Source organism: Streptomyces uncialis, assembly GCF_036250755.1.
GTDB classification, from domain to species: Bacteria; Actinomycetota; Actinomycetes; order Streptomycetales; family Streptomycetaceae; genus Streptomyces; species Streptomyces uncialis.
The window spans coordinates 8,891,924-8,914,124 of sequence record NZ_CP109583.1 but is presented as its reverse complement, the minus strand read 5'-3'; the positions used below and the strand labels follow the sequence as shown (position 1 = coordinate 8,914,124).

Here is a 22,201-nt window from a genome sequence, read left to right as displayed (position 1 = left end):
TTCCTCAGGCGCGCAGGGTCGCGCCGCCGTCGACGAACAGGTTCTGCATGGTGATGTGCCGGGCCCGGTCGGAGACCAGGAACAGCACGGCGTCGGCGATGTCGGCCGGCTCGGCGATGCGCCCGAGCGGTATGCCCACCCGGAACTGTTCGGGGGTGCCCGCTATCACCCGGTCGAGGTCGTCCTCGTCCGTCCACAGCAGTCGCTGCATCGGGGTGTCGGTCGAGCCGGGTGAGACCACGTTGCAGCGGATGCCGTGGCGGGCGACCTCCAGTCCGAGGCAGCGGGTGAGCATGGTGGTCGCCGCTTTGGAGGCCGCGTAGGCGCCCATGCCCGTACGTGGTACGCCCGAGGCGTTGGAGCCGACGGTCACCAGGGAACCGCGCCCTCGTGGGACCATCCGGCGGGCCAGTTCACGCAGGACGAGGAACGCGCCCGTGGTGTTCACGGAGAAGGTGTCCGCCCAGTCCTCGTCGGTGGTCTCGCACAGCGGTGCGGGCCGCAGGATGCCCGCGACGGACACCCCGGTGACGATCGGCCCGATGTCGTGTTCGGTCCGGTCGACGACGTCGGCGACGTCGGCCGGGTCGGCCACATCGGCGGTGAAGGGGACGACCCTTCCGCCGGAGCGTTCCGCGAGATCCTTCAGACCGTCCGCGTCGATGTCGACCGCGGCGACGGTCGCGCCCTCACGGACCAGTCCGTCGACCACGGCGGCCCCTATCCCTCTGGCCGCCCCGGTGACCAGCGCGACCGAGCCCGTACTTCCCCCGTCCCGGGCAAACATGCATCCCCCCTCGCTCGGTAAAGTAAGGCTAACCTAATCAGACTCGTCGACATACGCAAGAAGCTGTGCGCTTCCTGACCCGGTGACATATGACTCAGCGTCATTTCGCTCCGAAACCAACGGAGTTGGTCCCTTTTAGGAGCGCTTTCACACGCTCGACGGGCCTCGTACCGCTGTACGACGTAGAGCACTCGTCGCGGTACGCCAGACGTAGTCCGGACAGACTCAGACGGCACAACGGCCCCTGGGCGCCCCAGGAGCACACCCGTCACGGCCGGGAGCGGTGCGGTGCGCTTCGGCCGTGCGGTCCCGGACCGGCACAGCCGTGCCGGGCTCCGTGTGGAAGCCCGGCACGGGAAATGGTGTCGGATCAGGACCGCACCGCCTTGCCCTTGGGGTTCTCACCCCGCTGGTTGGCGATCCGGACGCCGATCGGGGTGTCCGCGTTCAGGGCGGTGATCTCGTAGGGACCGGTGACGGGCCTGGCGGGCAGCACATAGCCCTCGGGAACGTCGGTCTCCCGCAGGTAGTACGCGCCCGCGGGCAGATCACCGAAGACGCACACACCCGCGCGGTCCGTGGCGCAGCCGCCACCGATCCGGGTGTCCGCGGGGACGGTGCCTGCGGCCCTGGTCTGGAGGCCGGTCACCCCGTTCGTCTCCTCCCAGACCTCGAAGACGGCTCCTGGCAGCGCCCGGCCGTTCTTCGCGTCGGTCTTGTGGACCTTGATGGTGCCCTTGACCGGGGGGATCGTGACGGTCGCCGTGACAGGGCCGCTCACCACGGTGTTCCCGGCCGGGTCCTCCCCGGCGGCCTGGGCGCGGTTGGTGACCTCGCCCTCGCGGCCGTCCGCCTCGGTGAGGACGTACGCGCCGGTGCAGGTCGTCACGGCGCCCGGCGCCAGGGTCGTCGCCGCGCAGACGACGGACGTGATGTGGTCGTCCGTCACCCGTACCCCGGTCAGGGTCCGGGTGCCGCTGTTGGTGACGGTGTACGCGTACTCGACGGTGTCACCGACCCGGTGGGGGCCGGGGCTGGTCACCCGCTTGGTGACGGAGATCGCGGGCCCGCCGGCGATCGGCAGGGTCGCCTGGGCCGGGGGTGAGGTGACGGTCCGGCCCGCCGCGGTACCCGTGGCGTTCGCGGTGTTGGTGACGGAACCGGCTTCGGCGTCCGCCTGGGTGACGGTGTACGTGCCCCGGCATTCGGTGCTGTCGCCGCTCTCGCCCTCCGGTTGCAGGGTGGTCGCGTCACAGGTGATGCCGGTGACCCGGTCGTCCGTCACCGTGACACCGGTCAGCGGGAGGCCCCCCGTGTTGCGGACCGTGTACCCGTACCCGACCTGGGTGCCCACGGTGTACGGGCCGGGGGTCGTGACCCGCTTCTCCAGCGAGATGCCCGGGGCGCGCGCGATCGGCACGGTCTCGTCGGACGGCGGCGAGCTGACCGGGGTACCACCCGAAGTGCCGCTCGCGACAGCGGTGTTGGTGATCGACCCCTGCGCCACATCCTGGGCGGTGACCACATACGTCGCCGTACAGGTGACGGTCTCGCCCACACCGAGCGTGGTGACCGGACAGCTCACCGGACCGACCTTCGGGTCGTTCACCACCAGTTGGGTGATCGGCGCGCCACCGGAGTTGGTGACCACGAAGTCGTACGGGACCTCGCTGCCCTCCTCCAGCAGACCTGGCAGCGGCTCACGGACCTGCTTCACCAGGTCCAGCGCGGGCAGCGGCCGTTCGGTGGCGATGGCGACATTGCGGATGAGGTGCACGTCGGTGAAGAGCCCGGTCGACGCGGCGAAGCCGAACTTGTAGGTGTCGGGGACCGGTTCGGGCGCGGGGGTGGAGATGACCTGCTGGAAGCCCGCCCCGTCGTTGAAGTCCACCGCCACCGTCAGCACCGGGTTCGGCGCCGGGGTCAGATGGACGTTCACCCGGCGGCGCGACGGCTCCAGCGCGGTCTCGGCCTCTGCCGGGGTGGCACCGGGCGGCAGATCCGTCAGCGGCCCCTGGAGCGAACCGGGCAGGGTGGACGGCCAGGGCCCGTTCGTCGTGAAGTTGCTCGTGGTGGCGGTCAGGAAGCAGTACCCCTCGATACCGTCACCCGGACCCCGGACGGTCACCATGTTGGCGCCGGGTGCGGGAATCCGGAACGCGGTGCCCGCCGGTGAGCGCTGGGCGCAGCCGTTGCCGCGCTGCTCCCAGTCGCCGAAGTAGTTGCCGAGGACATCCAGGCCGACACCGAGATACCCCCGGTCGACCCCGGGGACGAAGGGGTTGACGGGGTTGTCGTCGGGGAGCTTCTGCGCGTAGCCGAGGCTGCCGCCGAACGCCCCCGGATGGGTGAGCGAGGTGTCGCCGTCCACCAGGAAGAACGAGATGCCGTCGGCCGGGGTCGCCGGAGTGGTGCTGCCGTACTGCCACTGGTCGAAGGTGACGTCGAGTCCTTCGGCGGCGGGCAGCGCCTGGTCGTAGAGGACGGCACCCGACTGGTCGTTGGACGCGTCGGTGAGCTGGAGGTACCCGTGGGGCGCGCCGTCGGCCGGGGGGACCGGTCCGGTCCGCGCCGCCGGGCAGCCGCCGAGCGGGTGCCCGCCCGGCCCCGGCGCCGGGGCGGCCGGCGCCCCGGTGAGGCACGCCGAGCCCACGGCGACGAAGCCGGCGTCGGCTGTCGCGCCCGTGAACGTCTCCGCCACCAACGGGGTCCCGGCACGCGGGGCGGCGGCCTTGAGCGGGGCAGCCTTGAGCGATGCGGACCTGAGCGGGGCGGCGGCGGTCTCGGGGAGGCCCGGGGTGACGGCCGACGGCAGACCCGGGCTGACGGCCGACGGGAGGCCCGAGGCGGTGGCCGGTGCGTGGCCCGTGGCGGTGGCCGGTGCGTGGCCCGTGGCGGTGGCCGGTGGGGCGGCCGGGAGTACCGCTCCCAGCGCGCCGACCACCATCGCCACCACCAGACCTGCGGTTCTTCGTCCACGGAGACCCGCGGACGCCTGTGCTTTGATCATGGTCACGATCCGTATCGCGGGCCGGTCCCGCCACCGAGGGCCCCGGCCCGAAGTCGCCGCGGGTCAGCCTCCTGCGCCGGGAAGCTCCCCCGTACAGCCGTGCCGCGACACGGTCCGCCCGGCCGGCGTCCCCTGGCCGTCCCCTGGCCGGACCGGCCCGTGGCCTCATGCCTGCGCGAGCAGCGGATCGTAGGCCTTGGAGCGCTCGCGACCCGACATGAAGGACAGGAAGTCCTTCACGAAGGCGCTCCGGGAGCAGGTGCCGCCGGTGTCGGCCAGGTCGCGGACGAAGCCGGTGCGGAACAGTGCCCGGTACTCGTCCGCGTCGATGGACTGGTCGCCGTCGGTGTCGGTGGCGTCGAAGAGGACGTCCGCGACCCTGATCAGGGCGGGCCCGGCGAGCGTGGGTACGGCGGCGGCGTACTCCTCGGCGCTGACGCGGCCGTCGCCGTCGCTGTCGAGGGCCGTCTGGAGTTCCTTCCACCAGTCGGCGTAGGCGTTGTAGAGCCGGGTCTCCTCGGGTTCGTCCAGGTCGAGGCGGCCGGAGAGCTCGCGGGCCATGGCCGCGAGGTCGGGCCAGGTCAGATAGCCGTCACCGGTCTGGTCCAGCACCGCGTGGAAGAACTCCTCGGCGCCGCGCCGCGACCCGGCGCTGTCCGTGGACCCCGTGGACGGCGGCTCCGCGGGAAGTGGGGTGATCAGCCTGATCAGGGCTCCGGCCCGCTTGATCCCGTCGCGTACCGCCGTGACCGTCCTGGCGCGGGGGTCGTCGCTGTCGGGGGACAGGGTCAGCAGGCCGGCCACCGCTTCCGCCTGGATCCAGTCGTCGGGCAGGAAGCGTGCCAGGCCGATGGCCAGATAGGCGCTCTGGGTCAGTGTGCGGGCGCCGGGGAGTTCGGGCAGACCCGCGCGACGGCGGAAGGACTCCGGGAGTGACGCCACGGTGACCGCGCCGAGGACCGGTCCGGCGAGTGCCCGGCCGGCCGCCCAGACGGTGGGCAGCCCCTCCAGCACCGCCGGCGCGGGGAGATGGTCGAACAGCTTGTAGAGGATGATGCGCAGCGCCTCGGTGTTCTCCAGCTCCTCCTCGACCACGCGGTCGTAGTACGGCCAGAACTCCTGGAGCGTGGGTGGCAGATGACCGGCCTGGTCCCCGAGGACCGCGAGGAACGCCTGGAACTCGGCGTACAAGCCCTCCATGGTGCTCTGGTCGAGGGGCTGACCGCTGAGCCGGTACATGGTGACGGCGCTCTCGTACATCGTCGCCACCACCCAGGCCCGGACCTGGGGGTCCATCGCGTCGTACGGCTGATCGCGCGCGTCGGTGCCGCTCAACCGCGCGTGCATCCGGTTCAGGCGTGCCGCCTCCCGCTGCCGCACCTCGTCGTCGGCGCCGAACATGCGCTGCATGCTCAGGAGGGTGTTCCGGAGCCGCCGCCAGGGGTGCGCGACGAAGGTGGAGCTGTCGATCAGGGCAGCACCGATCTGCGGATGCGCGGCCTCCAGCACGGTGGCGCGGAGCATGGCCAGTGCCCAGCGGGGGTCGTTGAAGAACTGACGGAACCGCGCTCCCGGGTCGAACGCGGGATCGGCGTCGGCGGGCGGGAGCAGCTGCCCGGGCCCGTGGCCGGCGGTGGCCTCCGGCTCGCCGCTGTCGGGATGGGGGCCGGAGGCGCTGGGCACGCTGCTGGTCACGATCGGGGGGCTCCGTTCACGTCCGGTGCGACGCCGCCGAACCGGCGGTCGCGCTGCTGGTAGGTGTGCACGCACTCCACGAAGTGCGCCGCGCGGAAGTCGGGCCAGAGCACCGGCGGGAAGACCCATTCGGCGTAGGCGACCTGCCACAGCATGAAGTTGGAGATGCGCTGCTCCCCCGAGGTGCGGATGACGAGATCCACGTCGGGTGTGTCGGGGAAGGGCAGATGGGCGGCGAAGCTCTGTTCGGACACGGCGTCGGCCGCCACACCGCTGCGGATGAGCGACCGGGCCGCCTCGACGATGTCCCCGCGCCCCCCGTGGTCGAACGCCACGGTCAGCGTCATGCCCCGGTTGGCCCCGGTCAGCGTCATCAGGTCGTCGAAGTCCCGCGCCAACGGGGCCGGTATCCGCGCATCCGACCCGCCGAGGATGCGGCAGCGGATGCCCCGGGCGTGGAGCAGCGGCGCGTGTTTGCGCACCACCCGGCGCACCAGGTGCATCAGGAAGTCGACCTCGCTGCCCGGGCGCCGCCAGTTCTCCGTGGAGAACGCGTAGAGGCTCAGCCACTCCACACCGGCCGACCGGGCCGCCTCGATGACGTCGATCACCGTCGTCTCCGCCGCGCGGTGGCCCGACGTACGTGGCAGGGACCGCTGCGCAGCCCACCGGCCGTTGCCGTCCATCACGCACGCGACATGACGCGGCACGCTCCTGTGCCGCTTGCCCGCCGGACGGGGTGCCGCGCCCCCGGCCGGTGCCCAGGCCGGGACTCCGGTGTCCTCTTCGATCCGCATGTGTGCCCCCTCCCGTCGTCGCCGCGCGAACGGTCCGCGGTGGCACCGGCCCCCGGGACCCGGCGCCCGAACATGCCCCTCCCCCGGGACCGCCCTGAGCGTCGGACAGCAGACTGCCGGGCTCCCTCCCGGCGCACATAGGACTTCCCGCCTATTCACTCCTACGGGTTGTTCGGCATACCGGCGGTCGGTGATCGGCGTAGTGGTTGTCCGGTGTGCGACGCGGCGGCGCGCACCGCACACGGCCCAGCGCGTATACCCCCGCGCAACCGCCGGACGGGGAGCACTCGGAGCCGACCTCCAGCTCTGCTGCCACCGGATCGGGTCGCCGGGCTCCCGGACGAGGCCGGGCTCGTCGTGACCTCGCGCCTGGTGGAGGGACCCGCCGAGGGTGCCACGAGGAGCGTCGCCGCGTTCGTCGCCCGGAAGGCGGAACGGCCGTGACTCGCTTTCCGTGACGCTGCGGCGGGTGGGCCCGGCAGACGTTCTATGTCGCGCGCGCAAGCTCCAGCCCGACCTGGCGGTGCTGAGGGTCGACGTAGACGATCTTCACCGTGACCGGGTCCCCCACCGCGACGACCTCCTCAGGTGAGCCGACCGGCTCGTCGGTGAGGTCGGTCAGATGAAGAAGGCCCTCGATTCCCTCAGCGACGCGCACGAAGGCACCGAAAGGGACGAGCTTCACAATGCGGCCGGGGAGGACCTTGCCGACCTGGTCGGCGAACCCGAGAAGGGGATCTTCCTGCGGTGCCTTCAACGACACGGCCACTTGCCCCTGGCGCGTGTCCGCGTCGAGCACCTTCACGGTGACCCGTTGCCCCACCTCGACGGCGTCCGACGGATGATCGATGTGCGACCAGGACAGTTCGGGGCCCCGGATGAATCCCGTGCCGTCGTAGCCGGTGCGGTTCTCCGCAGGTTCGCCATCGAGGTTGACGAAGACGCCGAAGTTGTGGACGCCCGCCACCGTCCCGGTCATGATGTCGCCGCGCCGGATACCGACGAGGAAGGCCCGCAGTGCCTGGTCCTCACAGGCCCTGGCCGAGAGCAGGACACATTCCCTGCCCCGGTCGACCCCTATCACCTCGGCCTCGACCACTTGTCCGATGTCGACCAGTTCCGCCGGATCGTCCGCGCGACGCCATGACAGCTCGTGCCGGATGATGCGGCCCACCACCACTCCAGGCGGGGCCGTTGCCCCTTCAAGGTCCACGATGGCTTCCCGGCCTTCGAAGCCGGACACCGTTCCCCTCCTGACCTCGCCCGGCCGAACAGAGTTGAGGAAATTCTGCCGCACGGCGGTCGGCCCGGTTCCGGTCACGACCTCGACCCTACGCAATGCGGCTGCCGCCGCCCAGTGCCCGGCGGCAGGAAGCCCACTCCCCCGCGCCGCCGTCCGCTGCGGCCACCTCGCCGGTCCTCTGCCCGGCGCGGCCGGACCGGGGCCAGGACGCCGGACCGCGCAGCCACCTCAGGGGCGACGCCACCCACGGTCACCGCAAGATCCCGAGCCGGGTTCCCCGTTCAGCGGGCCGGGAGCCCGGCTGCGCTGACCACTGCGGCCCGGCACTCGACCGGGCCGAGGCCGGAGCTGGGGCTGGAGCCGGGCCCGGGGCTGGGGCTGGGGCCAGAGCTGAAGCTGGGGCCAGGGCCGAAGCCGGCGTTGGCGTTGGCGTTGGGGGCTGTCGAGGGCTGTTCTCAGCGTTCGTGCCGGGGGCGCCGCTTCCGCGTGCCCTGCTGCCGGTCTCCGGCCGCGCTCCGTGCGGGGTCCAGGCGCTCGACCTTGGTCCAGCCGGTCCAGCCGCGCCGTTCCAGCAGCTCGATCAGCCGACGCGCCGGCGGCGCGGCGTCGAACGCCAAGTTGTCCATCAGGGTGACGAACGGTGGCCCGATCTCGGCGTCGTCCACGTGGTCCTCGCCCTGTTCGTCGGCGAGCCGGTCGAGGTAGACGGCGAGCTCGTCGGCCAGTTCGGCCAGCCGTGGATCGTCGTCGGTCCGGTCAAGAGCCTGGCCCAGGGTGAGGTAGAAGTCGATGAGCTGCGGGTGGGCGAGCTGCTTCCGCTTGCGTGCCGTCCACTCGGCGACCCGCTCGGGTGAGTGCGCGGCCAGCGGAATCCAGCCGTCGCGTTCGACCTGGACGATCCGCTCGTCGACCCCGAGCGCCCGCAGCCGGTCGAGGAACCCGACCACCTCCGGAGGCAGCGCCAGGCCGTCCCCGAAGGCGAGGAGGGCGATCTGTTCGCGGTGCCGCCGACGCTCCCGGATCTCCGCGCGCAGCCGCTTGTCGATGTCCGCGACCGCCGCGGCGAACTCCTTCCCGTCGGCCTGGAGCAGCTCCGAGACGCGTGACAGTGGAACCCCTGCCTGGGCGAGGGTCCGGATTCTGATCAGCTCGACCACCGCGTCGGCGCCGTACCGCCGATAGCCGGAGTGGTCCCGCTCCGGCTCCGGCAGCAGCCCCTTGGCGTGATAGTGCCTCACCGCGCGCACGGTCACCCCGGCGTACGACGCCAGCTCGCCGATGGTCAGCATCGGACCAGTCTCCTATGACCGCTCAGGAAGCGGGCGCGGCCGACGGGTGGTGCGCGCGGCGGATGATCTCCGCGATCCGAGGAGCGTGTGTGAAGACCAGCTGGTGGCCGGTGTCGAGCCAGGACGTGGCGATGTGCGGCTGCTCGCGGACGAGCCGCTCGACGCCGCCGCGCCAGAGCTGGTTGTGCCGCGGCGCACGGCCTTCGGTGCTGTCACCGGCGATGGCGGTGGACATGATCATGTTGATGGGGCGGTCGATCTCCCGGTACCGGTCGAGGATTTTGGACCGCACCTCGTCGATCTCCTGTCCCAGGGCGAAGATGTCCCGCGCGGTGAGCAGGACCTGACGCGCGGTGCCCTTGGCCCGCTCGGCGCTTCGCGCCTGATCCCGCGCCATGGCGCGGAACTCCACCAGGTCGATGTCCGTGATGAACGGTTCGGGCAACGGGTTCGCCCCGTCGATGAGGACGAGCCCGGCGACGGCACCGGGCCGCTCGGCGGCATGGCGCACAGCCAGATCCGCGCCCAGCGAGTACCCCACGAGCACGGGCGCCGCAGCCGGGTCGTGACGTTCCAGCTCATCGAGTACGGCGACGAGATCGCTCAGGAACGCGTCGAAGGAGTACCGGTCGGCTCCCGATGCGAGGCCGTGGCCCCGGAGGTCGAAGGTGACCACGTCGTAGTCGCGTCGAAGGAGTTCGGCGAGCTCGCTCAGGTCCGCCTGGGTCGAGTTCAGTCCGGGGCACAGGACCAGCGGTCGTCCCCGGCCGCCGCGGGACACCGGGATCGTCACGCCGTCGTGGTGGACCGTGAAGTGCCGCATCGTCCCGTCGCCTCCGCCGATCCGGTGGCCCCCGTCGTCACCGGTCCGGTTGTCCCCGTCGTCACCGGTCCGCGTCGAGGTGCTCGCCGGTGGGCAAGGCCCCTGGCCGGCTCCGGGGGCCAACTCGTGCTCGTCGTACGGTTCACGCGGTCCCGTGACCTCGGTCGCGGCAGTTCTTGTCGTCATGCCGACCATGCTGCGCGGTTGCCCCTGCGTCAGGGTCAACCGCGGCGCCGCGTGGCCCGCGCACCGGCCGGGCGTCCGCCGCCACGAGGAGCGTGACATCCGCAACGGAGCCGTTCGGGACCGGTGTGTTGGCCTGTTAGTCGCTGGCACGGGCCCGGTCGGGCTGGCGACACTGGATGTATGGAGCCCCCGCCCGGTCTGCTCCTCCCGGATGCCGTCGCGTGCCGCCCGTGCCGAGGAGGCGGGACCGGAAGCCGTGGCGCACCACCGCACCGCCTTCGGCCGTAACTCTCTACGGTTTGTCGAGTCCTTTGCATGGCGACGCACGTCAGAAGGGCCTTCCATGACTGCCGAACCGAGCAGCACCACCACGAGTGCCGACTGGGGCAAAGCGAACTTCGGCGACATCTACGACTGCCCCGACCCCCGCCCGTACTTCGCGACACTGCGCCCGCTGGGGTACCAGATACCCCACCACGGCCAGGCCGCCTTCCGGGCACTGACCGAGGCACTGCGCCGGCTGCGCCCCGACCGGACGCCACCTGCCGTGGTGGACCTGTGCTGTTCCTACGGGATCAACGCGGCGCTCCTGAACCACCGGGTGACCCTGGCCGAGCTGTACACCCGGTACGCCACACCCCGCATCGCCGCCCTGTCGGCCCGGCAGCTCGCGGCCGAGGACCGGGCCTTCTTCACGGCGCGCCGTACCCCGGAAGCCGTTTCGGTGACGGGAATCGACGCGGCGGCCCACGCCGCAGGATACGCCCGTGAAGCGGGCTTGCTCGAAGACGCCTTCGCGGAGAACCTCGAAGTCACCGGGCCGAGCCCCGCCTTGCGCGACGCACTGGCGGACACGGACCTCATCACCGTGACCGGCGGCATCGGCTACGTCCGTACCCGGACGTTCGCCCGGCTCCTCGACTGTGTGGCGGCCCCGCCCTGGGTCGCGGCGTTCGTGCTGCGGACGGTGCCCTACGAGCCGATCGCCGAGTTGCTCGCCGGTTCGGGCCTGGTGACGGAGAAGCTGACCGGCCGTACCTTCCGGCAGCGCCGCTTCGCCGACGACGCGGAACGGCAGGCGGCGTTCGACGCCCTGGCCGCGACCGGGCTGCCCACGGCGGACAAGGAGGAGGACGGCTACTACCACGCCGACCTGTATCTGTCCCGGCCCGCCGCCGACATCGCCGCACTGCCTCTGGCCCGTCTGCTGTGATCCGGGCCGCGGCCGGCGCACCCGCACGGCCGACGGGAACACCCCTGCCGACGCGGCCCCTTGGGCCCGTGTGCCGGGTGCCGTCCGCCCGCCGGGTGCCGCCGCCGGCCGTCAGCGCTGGGTCACGTCTCCGCCCGCGTTGTGAATCATGCGCTGGAGAACCTTGAGGGTGATCAGGTACTCCTCGTCCGGGATGTCCGCGTGCACATGCTCGCGACTGGTCCGCTGGGTCTCGGCGGCGCGCCGGTGCAGTGCCCTGCCCTCGTCGGTGATCCGCAGCCGTCCCTCCGCGTCCGGGACGAGCAACGTCCGCTCCACCAGGAGATCGATGTCGGGGGCCAGACCAGCCCCGACGTCGAGGTTGGCCTGGAGCGCGCCGGTCAACTCGTCCCGGGTCACCCCGTGCTCGCTGTGCAGGGCCTGGTGCAGCACCCACCACTGCGGTTGGGTGATCCCGATCGCCGCGAGCCGCCCCCTGACGTACGCCATGAGCGTCTTGTTCGCCGCCCAGGTCCAGTATCCGACCGGCTGGCCCACCAGTTCCCCGTCCTCGTGCGAGTACTCCACCACTCCGCCTTCCGTTCCAGCCGATTCGCTTCGCCATGCGCCCTGGGCACCAGACCGCACCAGGCTTCGGGCTCCGGAGGTCGACCGGGGCCAGTTCCGCCACAGCGACCGTAGGACCTCGACTACGGTTCAGGTCAAGGGTGAAGGAACTCACTTCGCCCGCGAAGTCCGCTCCGCGATCCAGCCCGCCATGGCCCGTACGCCGATGCCGATGGCACGCTCGTCCGGGGCGAAGTCGGGAAAGTGCGGGTAACTCGTGGTGATGGGGGCGCCAGGCGCGCGGACGCCGAGGAAGGTGAACGTACCGGGGAGTCGGTCCAGGTAGAGGGCGAAGTCCTCGCCGCTGAAGGGTGGGAAGGCGGCATGGAGCCGGATGACGGCGTCCCGGCCACCGGTGCGGCGCAGATACCGGGCGAGCGCGCGGCCGTCGCGCTCCGGGCAGACCATCGCCGGGAACGGCCCGGCGGGGAAGCTCACCCGGGCCCCGGGGAACGACGCGGCCAGTCGGCGGATGTCTTCTCGGACGTCCAGGTACCGGTCCTCGGGCCAACAGCGGTAGGACACGCTCACCCCGGCCTCCTGTGCGCGGGCCTGTACGGTCACGAACCGGGCCAGCGGCCCGTCGGGCGTGCGGGCGTCGGCGACCAGTCGCTCAAGGTCCGCGGGAGTGCGCGGCAAGGGCACCGTCGCGAGCCCGCCGATCTGTTCGGCCAGTCGTCGCGCCGTACCGGGCGCGTCCGGCCCGGGGACGGTCACCTCCGCCTTGTCCTGGCCCGGCATCCCGAATCCCGGGGTCACGGCGAACCGGCCGACGGGGAACGGCCCGCAGTGCAGCGCGTGGATCTCCTCCGTACCGGTGCGCTCCAGCACGCCCGCGTCGATCAGCGCACGGGCTCCGGACAGGGTCTCCTCGGCGGGCTGGAAGAGGAACACCGCCGTTCCGTCCAGCCGTCGCCGCAACCGCGACAGGACCCGTGCGACACCCAGTGCGATGACGGTGTGGACGTCGTGCCCGCAGAGATGGGCCACCGACGGGCCGCCACCGATGATGTCCCTGGCCGGTACCGCGTCCATGTCCGCCCGGTACGCGACGGTCCGGCCCGGACGCGCCCCCCGCAGGACGCCGACGACACCGTGGCCGCCGACCCCGGTGGTCACGTCGAGCCCGGCCGCCCGCAGCTCGCGGGCCACCACACCGGCGGTACGCCGCTCCTGCCCCGGCGCCTCGGGATGCCGGTGGAGGTCCCACCGCAGCGCGATCAGCCCCCGCTCCAGACGTGCCGCTTCGGCGTCCACCGCCCCTTGGCCCACCGGCCGGGTCCGCCCGGCGGCGACGGCGCTCCCCTCGGCTCCCCACACCGTCCCGACACCAGCAGTCCCGGCACCGGCCAGCAGCGTTCGGCGCGGAAGACCGCGCTCCACCGGACGTTCCACTGTTCCCCCTCGTGATCCTTCGGTCGGCCTTCCGCGGCACCTGGCGGACGGCGGCTCCGCCCTCACCACGTGGCGGACGGCGGCTCCGCCCTCACATGGACGAACCGTCATCGCCGGACGAACGGAGGCCCGGACGCCCAACGATGGCCGTACGAAACGCCGTTGCCCATCCGGCGGGCCACCACTCGGAGGTGGGGGAAACCCCCTCATGGGGCCCTGCCGACGCGGTCCGGTCGGACGCCTGACGTACACGTCGGGCAGTCCGGCGCCGACGGGATGTCAGTCGGTGCTGGAAGCCGCGCCGGTGGTGGAGCGGGGTCCCTGGCGACTCAGCCGGAAGGGCAGTACGTACCAGCACAGGACGAACCAGATCATCACCACCGCGGCGATGATTGTGGCCACCGTCCCGGACAGCACGACGTGGAGGATGAGGAGCAGGGTGCATCCGATGGTCAGGGCCAGCAGCACCAGCCCGCACATCACCAGGCGGGCGGCGTAGCTGACGACCTCGTCCTTCATGCTCTGGCCGGAGAGGAACCGGTGGATCGACACGGGTGCGATCAGGGCCGCGGTGGCGGACGCTCCGAGCGCCACCGTCACCACGTACAGCACCTTGCTGGGCTCCTCCAGCTCACGGAAGGTCTGGGTGAAGGCCACACTCAGCAGGAATCCGAACAGGATCTGGACGCCGGTCTGCGCGACGCGGGTCTCCTGGAGTATCTCGTTCCACCGCCGGTTCACCCGCTCCCGCGGGCTCTCCTCGGATCCCTGGCTCCCGGCTGCGGGATGTCTCCCGCAGCAAGAACTTTCATGGTCCGTCGTGGCTGTACCGGACCCGTCCGTCGTCGTCATCCGAGTTCCCTCCCCTGGGTGTCCCAGCCCGGGTACCCCCATCCGACGTGGACATGCCCTGGAGACACCGGCCCCGGCCCGGCTCATGGCGACGGCGGCCGCATCGCGGCCACCGGACTCGCCGGGCTCGCCGGACTGATCGGGTCCACCGGCCTCGCCGCCCGGAGCGACAGCTGACACGGGACGGACATGGATCACGTCACGGGATCACCTCACCGGATCGCACCGGCTGCCGGTCGCACCGGCGAAAGGGTCCGACGGAACGCCGCGAACCACGCCGGGCCGCTCCGTCAGAGGAGAACCGTGAGAACTGTTCAGGACTGTGCCGTGAGCAGGATCGCGTGGAGGACCAGGACGGCGGTACCGACCGCGATCCCGGCCTTCGCCATGGCCGTGTGCTGAGGCTCCGTGCCTCGCATGGCCAGGTATCCCGTCAGGATGGCGAGCGGCCCCAGAATCAGGCTGAAGAAGAAGAATCCGAGGATTCCGAGGGCCAGGCTGAGAACCGCGAGACCCTGGACATGGGAAGGTGCGCTGATATCGGACATGCTCTTGGAGGCGTGCACGATCTGACTCCTATCGTCGATCCGTGGTGCACTCTTCTCATCCCTGCGGCTACCCCCTCCCGCCGACGACATGCCCGGGAATTCCCGGGTCCCGCGCTCCCGGGTCCCTGTCCCCCGGCTTTCGTGCTCCCGTGCTCCCGGAGACAAGGCGTCATCACTCCGAGGACAGTGTGGTGTCCGGCACCCGCCACGCGGCGATCACGAAGGCGAGCAGCGCCACGACGGCCCCGGTGAGGAAGACCGCCTGCATCGCGCTGACATAGCCGTCGAGGAAGGGCTGTGCGACCTGGGTGTCGACAGTCCGAAGAAAGGCCGAGTCCTCCAGGTTGAGACCGCCGTCGGGCCGCAGGACCCCTTCCAGCGCACCGGCGTTCGCGGGCTCGGCCTCCAGTTGGCGGAACGACGGTTCCTCACGGGCCTCGGCCAGCCCTTCGCCGATACGCGGGCCGGCCAGCGAGAAGAGGATCGAGAAGAACATGGCGGTGCCCACCGTGCCGCCGTTCGAGCGGAAGAAGTTGACCGACGCGGTCGCCGCGCCCATGTCCCCCGGGGGGACGTCGGACTGGGCCAGCGTGGTGATCGTCTGCATCGCCGCGCCGAGTCCCGCTCCCACGAACAGCATGCCGATGGAGACGTACCAGAGCGGGCTGTCCTCCCTCAGCGTCGCGAACACCGCCATGCCCGCGGTGAGCGAGCCGATGCCCGCCACCAGGTGCACCTTGAACTTCCCCGTCCGGGACATCATCCGGCCGACCGCGATGGTCGCCACCACGTTCGCCACCACGATGGGCAGGGAGGCGAGACCCGCGTTCACGGGAGTCATGCGCTGGGCGAGTTGCAGGTACAGGGGAAGCAGCGCCATCGCGCCGAACATCGGGATACCGACGACGAAGTGCAGGGCCGCCCCCAGGCGGAACGCCTTGATGCGGAACAGCCGCAGCGGCAGCAGGGCGGCGTCCCCCATCCGCCGCTCGACCAGGACGAAGACGAGCAGACCTGCCAGGCCGACCGCGCACAGGGTCAGCGCCCGGGGGGAGCCCCAGCCCCAGCCGCGTCCCTGCTCGGCGACGAGGAGCAGCGGGACGATACCGACCGCCAGCGCCACCGCCCCGCCGCGGTCCAGCCGGTGCCGCACCGGCTTGTGCGGTATGCGAAGGACGCGCAGGATCACGACGACGGCCAGGGCCGCCAGCGGCACGTTGATCAGGAAGATCCAGCGCCAGCCGTCGAGCCCGAGAAGCGTGGAGCGTTCCGCGAACACTCCCCCGACCAACGGCCCGGCGACGCTGGAACCGGCGAAGACCGCCGTGATGTAGCCCTGGTAGCGGCCGCGTTCACGCGGCGAGGTGATGTCGGCGATGATCGTCATCGCGAGCGACATCAGTCCGCCGCCGCCGATTCCCTGCACCGCCCGGAAGGCCGCGAGCTGGTGGATGGACGTGGCGAATCCGCACAGCAGCGACCCGACGGCGAACAGGACGATCGCCCACAGATAGACGGGCCGCCGGCCGTGGATGTCGGAGAGCTTCCCGTACAGCGGGGTGGCGATGGTGCCCGCCACGAGGTAGGCGGTGGTCACCCAGGCCTGGGCGGTCAGCCCGTGGAGGTCGTCGGCGATGGTGCGCAGCGCCGACGAGACGACCATCTGGTCGAGCGCGGCGAGGAACATGCCGAGCATGAGGCCGGAGAGAACGGTGACGATCTGCCGGTGCGTCAGCCGGGCCGGAGCGGCCTGCTCGCCCTGCGGGCCGCTCTTCGCATCGCGTGGGGTCGCGTCCGGGGCGGCCGGGCCGTCTCCCCGGCTCATGCGGTGGTGCCCGGACGTATGGCGCCGGACGGCTGTGCGCCGCACCAGCCCTTCAACGGTGCCGAGCACACCGTCGGAACCGCGCACACCGTCGGAACCGAGAGCACCGTCGTAACCGGCAGTCGGCGTGGACGGCCACGGCGGGCGGCGCGGTTCACGCCCGTCGGGTCGGGCAGCCGGTACGGGCGGCCGAGGTGCACGGCACGGTTCACGGCGTCAGGGATCATGGAGGGTGGGGACATCCTTGGCAACCTTCTCTGCCGCACGTGCTTGCACCGTGCTGTCGGACCACTGAAATGGGACTGGTGAACCCGGGTTGCTGAACCCGGGTTGCTGAACAGGGGGTTGAACAGGGGGTTCCGCGGCCGCCCGGCCGCCCGGTACGGGGTCCGGGCAGCCGCGGAACGGACGCGTCACCCGACGAGCTTCTCCAGGTCGGCGACAGCGCTCTCGATCTCCGGCAGTGCCAGCATCGACATACGGGCCCGACGGGCCCGCGCGGCGATGGCGCTGTCCGCCAGCACCTCGCGGCAGGTACCGGTGATGGCGTCCGGTGTGGATTCGGTGACCTTCCGGCCGAGGCCGAGTTCCTGGATACGCTGCGCGTTCTTGTGCTGGTCCCCGAACTGGGGCAGCACCGCCACGGGTGTGGCCGTGCGCAGCGCCTCCCGGATGCTGTTGAACCCTCCATGGGTCAGGAAGAGGTCCACGGCCTCCAGCAGCAGCGGCTGCGGCAGCCGCTCGGCGACGTGCACATGCGACGGCAGGCCGTCGGTGTCCACCGGGATGCCCATGGTCGCGACGATGGCGGTGCAGTCGTCGAGACGTGACACCGCCTCGATGATCGTCCGCAGCGAGTCGTTCGGGTCCGGCATCCGGAAGGGCATCTCGGGCATCTCCTCGCTGCCCTGCCTCTCCTGGAACATGGGGAGCGCGGTGCCCAGGGCGGCGAACACCAGGGGGCGGTCCGTGGGCAGTTCCGCGACCCATCGCGGCAGCACGGAACCCCGGTCCACGTTCACCGTCTGCCGGTACGACCACGACGCCGGCAGATACTTGGAGAAGGAGAGCTCCGGCGGCACGTAGTCGATGCGGCCGCGCGGGACGACGGACAGGGGGTCCTCATGGGTGGGCAGCCCGAGTTCCTCCCGCAGGACGTTCAGATGCGGAAGCAGGTCGGCCGGGTCGAGGGAGTTGCTGGTCCCTGACGGGGTGGGCAGCTGGGGGATGCCGAGCTTCTCACCCATCAGCACACTGGCGAGGTCCATGCCGTCGCGGAGGATCAGGTCCGGCTGGAAGTCCTGTGCCACGGGGAGCAGGGAGCCGAGGAGTTCACGTGCCATGCCGCTGGCCACCGACCGGGACATGACCTGCAAGGTCAGATCGTTCCGTTCCTTCTCGTCCAGATCCGTCCGCCCGGCGATCTCCACCAGCTCGGGCATCACATCGGCGCCCGGCATCACGTCGTCGATGGGGGTCGTCACCCGGACGTCGTCGTGCTCGAAGACCGAGCCGATGGGCGGGGTGGTGGCCGCGAGCACCTCATGGCCCGCGGCGGCGAGCGCCCTGGCGAGCGGCAGTTGGGCGCGCCCGTGCGAGGGGCTGCCGAGGGTGGTGAACAGTATGCGCACGAATGATGCCTTTCCGATGGGCTCTGCTGGCGCGAAGTCCGTTCGGGGCCGCCGCGGAAGGTCACCGCCTGCGCCGGGCCCGGCGGCGGGCAGGTGCCGACTGAACCGCGGCGTCGCCCCGGAGCAGGGCTCCCTTGACGGTGGCCGTACCGTCAACCGCCTTCGTCGCACACTCCATTGGCCCGGCGAGAGGCCGGCGGGGCGGGCGAGAAGGAGCCGGACGCCGTTGTCCGGCTGTACGCAGCCGGGGGGAGCTTGCGATTCCCTGCCGCAAATGAATAATTGTGGTCGACTCACGGGCAGGTCAACGGTTGATTTCATCGTGCGATGAATTTTGGACAGCTGAAAGCCGTACCCGCAGGACGTGCGGTATGAGGCATACGGAGGCAGGGCGGAGGAACAGGCCGGGCGGGTCGGCGCAGGAAGAAAATGCCCTTCGTTTGCCCATGAAGCGATACGGCGGGCACCCGCAACGCTTCTGCGGGCTATGGCACCCCGCATACCGCACGGTACAGCCGCGACGGCACCACGGCGTGCGGCATCACCGGGAGCGCGGGCCCTGAAGAGCCCCTGACACACGGCGACTTCGGCTCAAAAGAAGCACTCGTCACAGCGGCGTCGTGACTCCCAGGAGCGGCCCCGAGCTTCTCCACGAGGACGGTGGCGAGGACATCGGGATCACTGGATTCACCCCGCGGCCCCGGCGCCGCACCCGCTCGCTCGCTCGCTCGCTCGCCCCACGGGATACGTGACCTGCGTGATGACTGCGGGGGACCTGACGTACAGCTCGCCGGAATCACCGGTGAGCCCATTCTCACCGCGCAGAGCTGTGCCGACATCCGCGATGTCCGTGCAGAAAGCGACACCGCGCTTCGTCGGCCCTTTCGCGGCGGCGAAGGAAGACCGGTGGGGACGCGAGGTATTCGGCACGGCCCGTTCGGCACCGACCGCCGGTAGCCCACTCCCTATTCGGCACACATCAAAAGACCCGGTCTCCCTGAAGGAGACCGGGTCTTGATCGAGCGCTGGGCAGGCCTTGCACCTACATCCCCCCACGGGAAGTGGGGTGTCTTTCCTTGGACCACCAACGCATGCCCCGCCACCGCTTGTCACGGCCGCGAACACACATGAAGCATATCGCATGATGAACGCGCCCCCGCACGAACAGCCCACCGTCCCGCACCGGGAGAAGCGCCCCCTCTCGCCGCTACGGCCATCCGGACACCATCCGCGGTCCGCACCGTTACGCCTTGGAGCGCGTACGGGAACGGGGCGGTCACGGGCGCCAGTACAGCGCGGGGTCCGGGTGATCGGTGAATCCGAGCTCCCGGTAGAGGGGCGCGCCCTGGTCCCCGGACGGCAGCGTTACTGTGGCCGGCGTTGCGCCAACCGTGACGCCGTACGTCGGCACCGCGCGCGAGCCGTCCCCTGACCCGACTCCCGACTCCCGACTCCCGACTCCCGACTCCCGACTCCCGGAAGGATCATCAGCATGTCCGAGGCCCGTCCACCGCTGCCGCCGTTCGACGCCGACAGCGCCATCGCCAAGGTCCAGGCCGCCGAGGACGCGTGGAACACCCGCGATCCGCACAAGGTCGCCCTCGCCTACTCCGAGGATTCCGTCTGGCGGAACCGGGACGTCTTCCTCACGGGCCGCGAGCAGATCATCACCTTCCTCACCGCCAAGTGGGAACGCGAACTCGACTACGTACTGCGCAAGAGCCTGTGGTCGTTCGGCGGGAACCGGATCGCCGTCCGGTTCCAGTACGAATGGCACGACACCGAGGACCAGTGGTACCGCAGCTACGGCAATGAGTTGTGGGAGTTCGACGAGCGCGGACTCATGACCCGCCGCGAGGCCAGCATCAACGACACGGTCATCGCCGAGTCCGACCGGCGCTACTCGGGCCCCAGGCCCGAGCATGAGCGCGGCCCCGGACACGGCATCCCGCTGCGGTAGGCCCCCGCCCGGCCGGCGTGGGCCACGCTGCGATGCTGGCGTCATGTCGAGCACAGAACACCGCCCGGAGCCCGTCAGCCCGGACGCCACCACGGCGATCGCACGGCCACTGCTCACCCAGTGGTGGCTGGACCTCGCCTTCGTCCACTGGGCCGTGGACCCGGACCGCGTGGCGGGACTGCTGCCGGCCGGAACCGTGCCCGACACGTTCCAGGGGACCACGTACGTCGGCCTCGTGGCCTTCCGGATGCACCGGGTCGGCTGGTTCCGGCTGCCGGGTGTCCCGTACTTCGGCGCCTTCCCGGAAACGAACGTACGCCTGTACTCGGTCGACGCCGAGGGGAGGCGCGGCGTGGCGTTCCGCTCGATGGACGCCGCCCGGCTCGTACCGGTGGTCATGGGGCGGGCCGGGTTCCGGCTGCCGTACATGTGGTCCCGTATGTCCGTTCGCGCCGAAGGTGACACCGTCGCCTACACCACATCCCGGCGCTGGCCCGCGCCGCGCGGCGTCAGCAGCCGGGTCGTCATACGCAAGGGCGGACGCGTCGGCGAGCCGACAGAACTCGAACACTTCCTCACCGCCCGGTGGGGCATGCACAACGCCTTCCCTCGCGGCGTCGCCTATCTGCCCAACGACCACCCGCGCTGGCCGCTGTACCGGGCGGAACTCCTGGAATGCCAGGACGGACTCGTCGCGGCGGCGGGGCTGCCGCCGCGGCACGCGGAGCCGGTCAGCGTCCTGTACTCACCGGGAGTCCCGGTCCGTCTCGGCGCGCCCGCGCACCGGAGCGGGGGCCGGGCCCGGGCCCGGTGAACAGCCGGGCGCGGCAGTGGAGTCGGCGCGGAAGCCGTCCGCCGGACTGCACCAGCACGGGTGGGGCACGGTCCGGGCGGCGAAGGTGCGATCAGGTGCGGAAGGGGCCGGTCACCTCGTAGGTGATGCCGCCGGACGACGAACCGCTCGTGCCGCGCTGGCTGGAGAAGTACAGCCGTGAGCCGTCCGGTGAGAAGGCCGGTCCGGTGATCTCCGACGACGACTGGCCGTCGATCCGCAGGAAGGGCGCGACCGTCCCGGCCGGTGTGATCACACAGATGTCCATGGTGCCGCCGTCCTCGGCGACGAACAGGTCACCGGACGAGGAGCCGGTGACGTTGTCGACCCCGGTCAGTGGAGCGCCCCCGCTGACCAGCGAGTCGTCGTAGGTCAGTTCGTAGGTGTCGCTCGTGAGGTTCAGCTGCCAGACCCGGTTGTCGCCCTTGGTGGTGAACCAGACCTTGTCGTCGGCGTAGTGGCAGCCCTCGCCTCCGTCGAACCTCTTCGCACCCGGCACCTGGTCGCGGGTCACGGTCGGTGAGCCGCCGGGGTCCGGGACGTCCGCCCAGCCGAAGCTGCCGGAGACGGCGGCTCCGGCGGTGAGCACCTGGAGCCTGCCGGAGGACAGGTCGCCCCAGGTGGTGGGGAGGAAACGGTAGAGGCAGCCGTTCGACTCGTCCTCGGTCAGATAGACCGCCTCGCGCACGGGGTCGGCCGCGGCGGCCTCGTGCTTGAACCGGCCCATCGCGTCGCGCCGTGCGGCCGGGGCCGTTCCCCAGGGGTCCGCTTCATGGACGTAGCCCCGGCTCACCTCCTCGCAGGACAGCCAGGTGTTCCACGGCGTCCTCCCGCCCGCGCAGTTCTGCCGGGTGTCCGACAGGATGCGGTACGCGCCGGTGATCGCCCCCGTCGGGGCGAACCGCACCGCACCGGCTCCGCCCGGGGTGACCTCCGCGTTGGAGACATAGATCCATCCCGTGCCGTCGGCGTAGCACGCGCCGCCGTCGGGCGCGTCGTGCCAGGTGTACGGGGTGGAGCCGACCTTCTGGCCGGAACGGGCGACGACCCGGCTGGTGAACCCGCCCGGCAGGGCGATGCCGTTGGCGTCGGCCGGCCGCAGCGTGCCGTACGGGCCCGGGCCGGGCCGCGCGGGATCGGCGAGCGCCGCACCGCGCCACAGGGAGCCGCCGAACGCCGCTGTCGAGGTACCGATGACCGCCGTGCGGAGGAAGGTGCGACGTTCCATGAATCACTCCAGGGGGCTGGTGACCGGCCCGGACCACCGGTCGACGGGGCGGGATCGCACGACCAGGGAACATACGCGTCGCCCATGGCCGCGGGGCCAACGCCGGATGTCGCGTGCCGGTCGGGCACGAGCATGGCCGTCTGCGGCCGGGCGCCCGGTACGGAGTAGGCCATACCGGTGCAACGAGCCGGGGCTCCCTGGGGTGACGCCCGGCCGGCCCGCCGGGGGTCATCCCAGGGGCGGACACGGGTCGGACCGGGTCCGCCGGTCCGCACAGGTCC

The 22,201-nt window shown here is 71.3% G+C and carries 18 protein-coding genes; 4 read left to right on the top strand and 14 right to left on the bottom strand.

What is annotated here, in order from left to right; all coding sequences use genetic code 11:
• Window positions 1-4: 4 nt before the first annotated feature.
• The 7 genes from OG711_RS37225 to OG711_RS37195 all read right to left on the bottom strand — a co-directional run bounded on the left by OG711_RS37225 (window position 5) and on the right by OG711_RS37195 (window position 9,830).
• Window positions 5-787, bottom strand: a complete 783-nt coding sequence (locus tag OG711_RS37225; protein WP_329563293.1) for a 2,3-dihydro-2,3-dihydroxybenzoate dehydrogenase — start codon at window positions 785-787, stop codon at window positions 5-7.
• A 370-nt stretch (window positions 788-1,157) separates the two neighbouring features.
• The gene (locus OG711_RS37220; protein ID WP_329563291.1) at window positions 1,158-3,797 is read right to left on the bottom strand and encodes a DUF7507 domain-containing protein; all 2,640 of its coding nucleotides are present in this window, start codon (window positions 3,795-3,797) and stop codon (window positions 1,158-1,160) included.
• A 165-nt stretch (window positions 3,798-3,962) separates the two neighbouring features.
• The gene (locus tag OG711_RS37215; RefSeq protein WP_329564241.1) at window positions 3,963-5,408 is read right to left on the bottom strand and encodes an oxygenase MpaB family protein; all 1,446 of its coding nucleotides are present in this window, start codon (window positions 5,406-5,408) and stop codon (window positions 3,963-3,965) included.
• Between the two features lie 80 nt (window positions 5,409-5,488).
• A complete protein-coding gene (uppS, locus tag OG711_RS37210; RefSeq protein ID WP_245876810.1) occupies window positions 5,489-6,178 on the bottom strand; it encodes a polyprenyl diphosphate synthase in 690 nt (229 codons plus the stop codon).
• Window positions 6,179-6,776: 598 nt separating this feature from the next.
• Entirely contained in the window at window positions 6,777-7,610 is an 834-nt protein-coding gene (locus OG711_RS37205) for a S1 RNA-binding domain-containing protein (protein WP_107499242.1), read from the bottom strand.
• Between the two features lie 377 nt (window positions 7,611-7,987).
• On the bottom strand, window positions 7,988-8,821 hold the full coding sequence (locus OG711_RS37200) for a MerR family transcriptional regulator (protein ID WP_329563287.1): 834 nt from the start codon (window positions 8,819-8,821) through the stop codon (window positions 7,988-7,990).
• 22 nt (window positions 8,822-8,843) lie between these two features.
• Window positions 8,844-9,830 (bottom strand): alpha/beta fold hydrolase, encoded by a 987-nt coding sequence (locus OG711_RS37195; RefSeq protein WP_329563285.1) that lies wholly within the window; start codon window positions 9,828-9,830, stop codon window positions 8,844-8,846.
• Between the two features lie 343 nt (window positions 9,831-10,173).
• On the opposite strand from OG711_RS37195, the gene OG711_RS37190 reads away from it, so the two are divergent.
• A complete protein-coding gene (locus OG711_RS37190; protein ID WP_329563283.1) occupies window positions 10,174-11,043 on the top strand; it encodes a hypothetical protein in 870 nt (289 codons plus the stop codon).
• A 111-nt stretch (window positions 11,044-11,154) separates the two neighbouring features.
• Here OG711_RS37190 and OG711_RS37185 read toward each other — a convergent pair whose 3' ends face one another.
• The 3 genes from OG711_RS37185 to OG711_RS37175 all read right to left on the bottom strand — a co-directional run bounded on the left by OG711_RS37185 (window position 11,155) and on the right by OG711_RS37175 (window position 13,896).
• Window positions 11,155-11,610, bottom strand: a complete 456-nt coding sequence (locus tag OG711_RS37185; protein ID WP_329563281.1) for a MarR family winged helix-turn-helix transcriptional regulator — start codon at window positions 11,608-11,610, stop codon at window positions 11,155-11,157.
• A 150-nt stretch (window positions 11,611-11,760) separates the two neighbouring features.
• A complete protein-coding gene (locus OG711_RS37180; protein ID WP_329563279.1) occupies window positions 11,761-13,032 on the bottom strand; it encodes a M20 metallopeptidase family protein in 1,272 nt (423 codons plus the stop codon).
• A 291-nt stretch (window positions 13,033-13,323) separates the two neighbouring features.
• Window positions 13,324-13,896 carry a DUF6328 family protein gene (locus OG711_RS37175; RefSeq protein ID WP_073788189.1) on the bottom strand — a complete coding sequence of 191 codons (573 nt, stop codon included), beginning with the start codon at window positions 13,894-13,896 and terminating at the stop codon, window positions 13,324-13,326.
• A gap of 18 nt (window positions 13,897-13,914) precedes the next feature.
• Here OG711_RS37175 and OG711_RS37170 point away from each other — a divergent pair, with 18 nt between their 5' ends.
• Window positions 13,915-14,073, top strand: a complete 159-nt coding sequence (locus OG711_RS37170; RefSeq protein WP_329563277.1) for a hypothetical protein — start codon at window positions 13,915-13,917, stop codon at window positions 14,071-14,073.
• Between the two features lie 137 nt (window positions 14,074-14,210).
• Here the strand turns inward: OG711_RS37170 and OG711_RS37165 are convergent, their stop codons facing one another.
• From OG711_RS37165 to OG711_RS37155, 3 genes are all read right to left on the bottom strand, one after another.
• A complete protein-coding gene (locus OG711_RS37165) occupies window positions 14,211-14,462 on the bottom strand; it encodes a DUF4190 domain-containing protein (protein WP_245876787.1) in 252 nt (83 codons plus the stop codon).
• Window positions 14,463-14,616: 154 nt separating this feature from the next.
• Window positions 14,617-16,269, bottom strand: coding sequence for an MDR family MFS transporter (locus OG711_RS37160; RefSeq protein WP_329563274.1), 1,653 nt, complete (start codon window positions 16,267-16,269; stop codon window positions 14,617-14,619).
• 413 nt (window positions 16,270-16,682) lie between these two features.
• A complete protein-coding gene (locus OG711_RS37155; protein ID WP_266511087.1) occupies window positions 16,683-17,900 on the bottom strand; it encodes a glycosyltransferase in 1,218 nt (405 codons plus the stop codon).
• Window positions 17,901-19,392: 1,492 nt separating this feature from the next.
• Between OG711_RS37155 and OG711_RS37150 the strand changes: the two genes are divergently transcribed.
• Window positions 19,393-19,860 carry a nuclear transport factor 2 family protein gene (locus OG711_RS37150; protein WP_073788195.1) on the top strand — a complete coding sequence of 156 codons (468 nt, stop codon included), beginning with the start codon at window positions 19,393-19,395 and terminating at the stop codon, window positions 19,858-19,860.
• Between the two features lie 43 nt (window positions 19,861-19,903).
• Window positions 19,904-20,674 carry a YqjF family protein gene (locus OG711_RS37145; RefSeq protein ID WP_329563271.1) on the top strand — a complete coding sequence of 257 codons (771 nt, stop codon included), beginning with the start codon at window positions 19,904-19,906 and terminating at the stop codon, window positions 20,672-20,674.
• A gap of 91 nt (window positions 20,675-20,765) precedes the next feature.
• Here OG711_RS37145 and OG711_RS37140 read toward each other — a convergent pair whose 3' ends face one another.
• Window positions 20,766-21,920 carry an alkaline phosphatase PhoX gene (locus tag OG711_RS37140; protein WP_266511093.1) on the bottom strand — a complete coding sequence of 385 codons (1,155 nt, stop codon included), beginning with the start codon at window positions 21,918-21,920 and terminating at the stop codon, window positions 20,766-20,768.
• Between the last annotated feature and the right edge of the window lie 281 nt (window positions 21,921-22,201).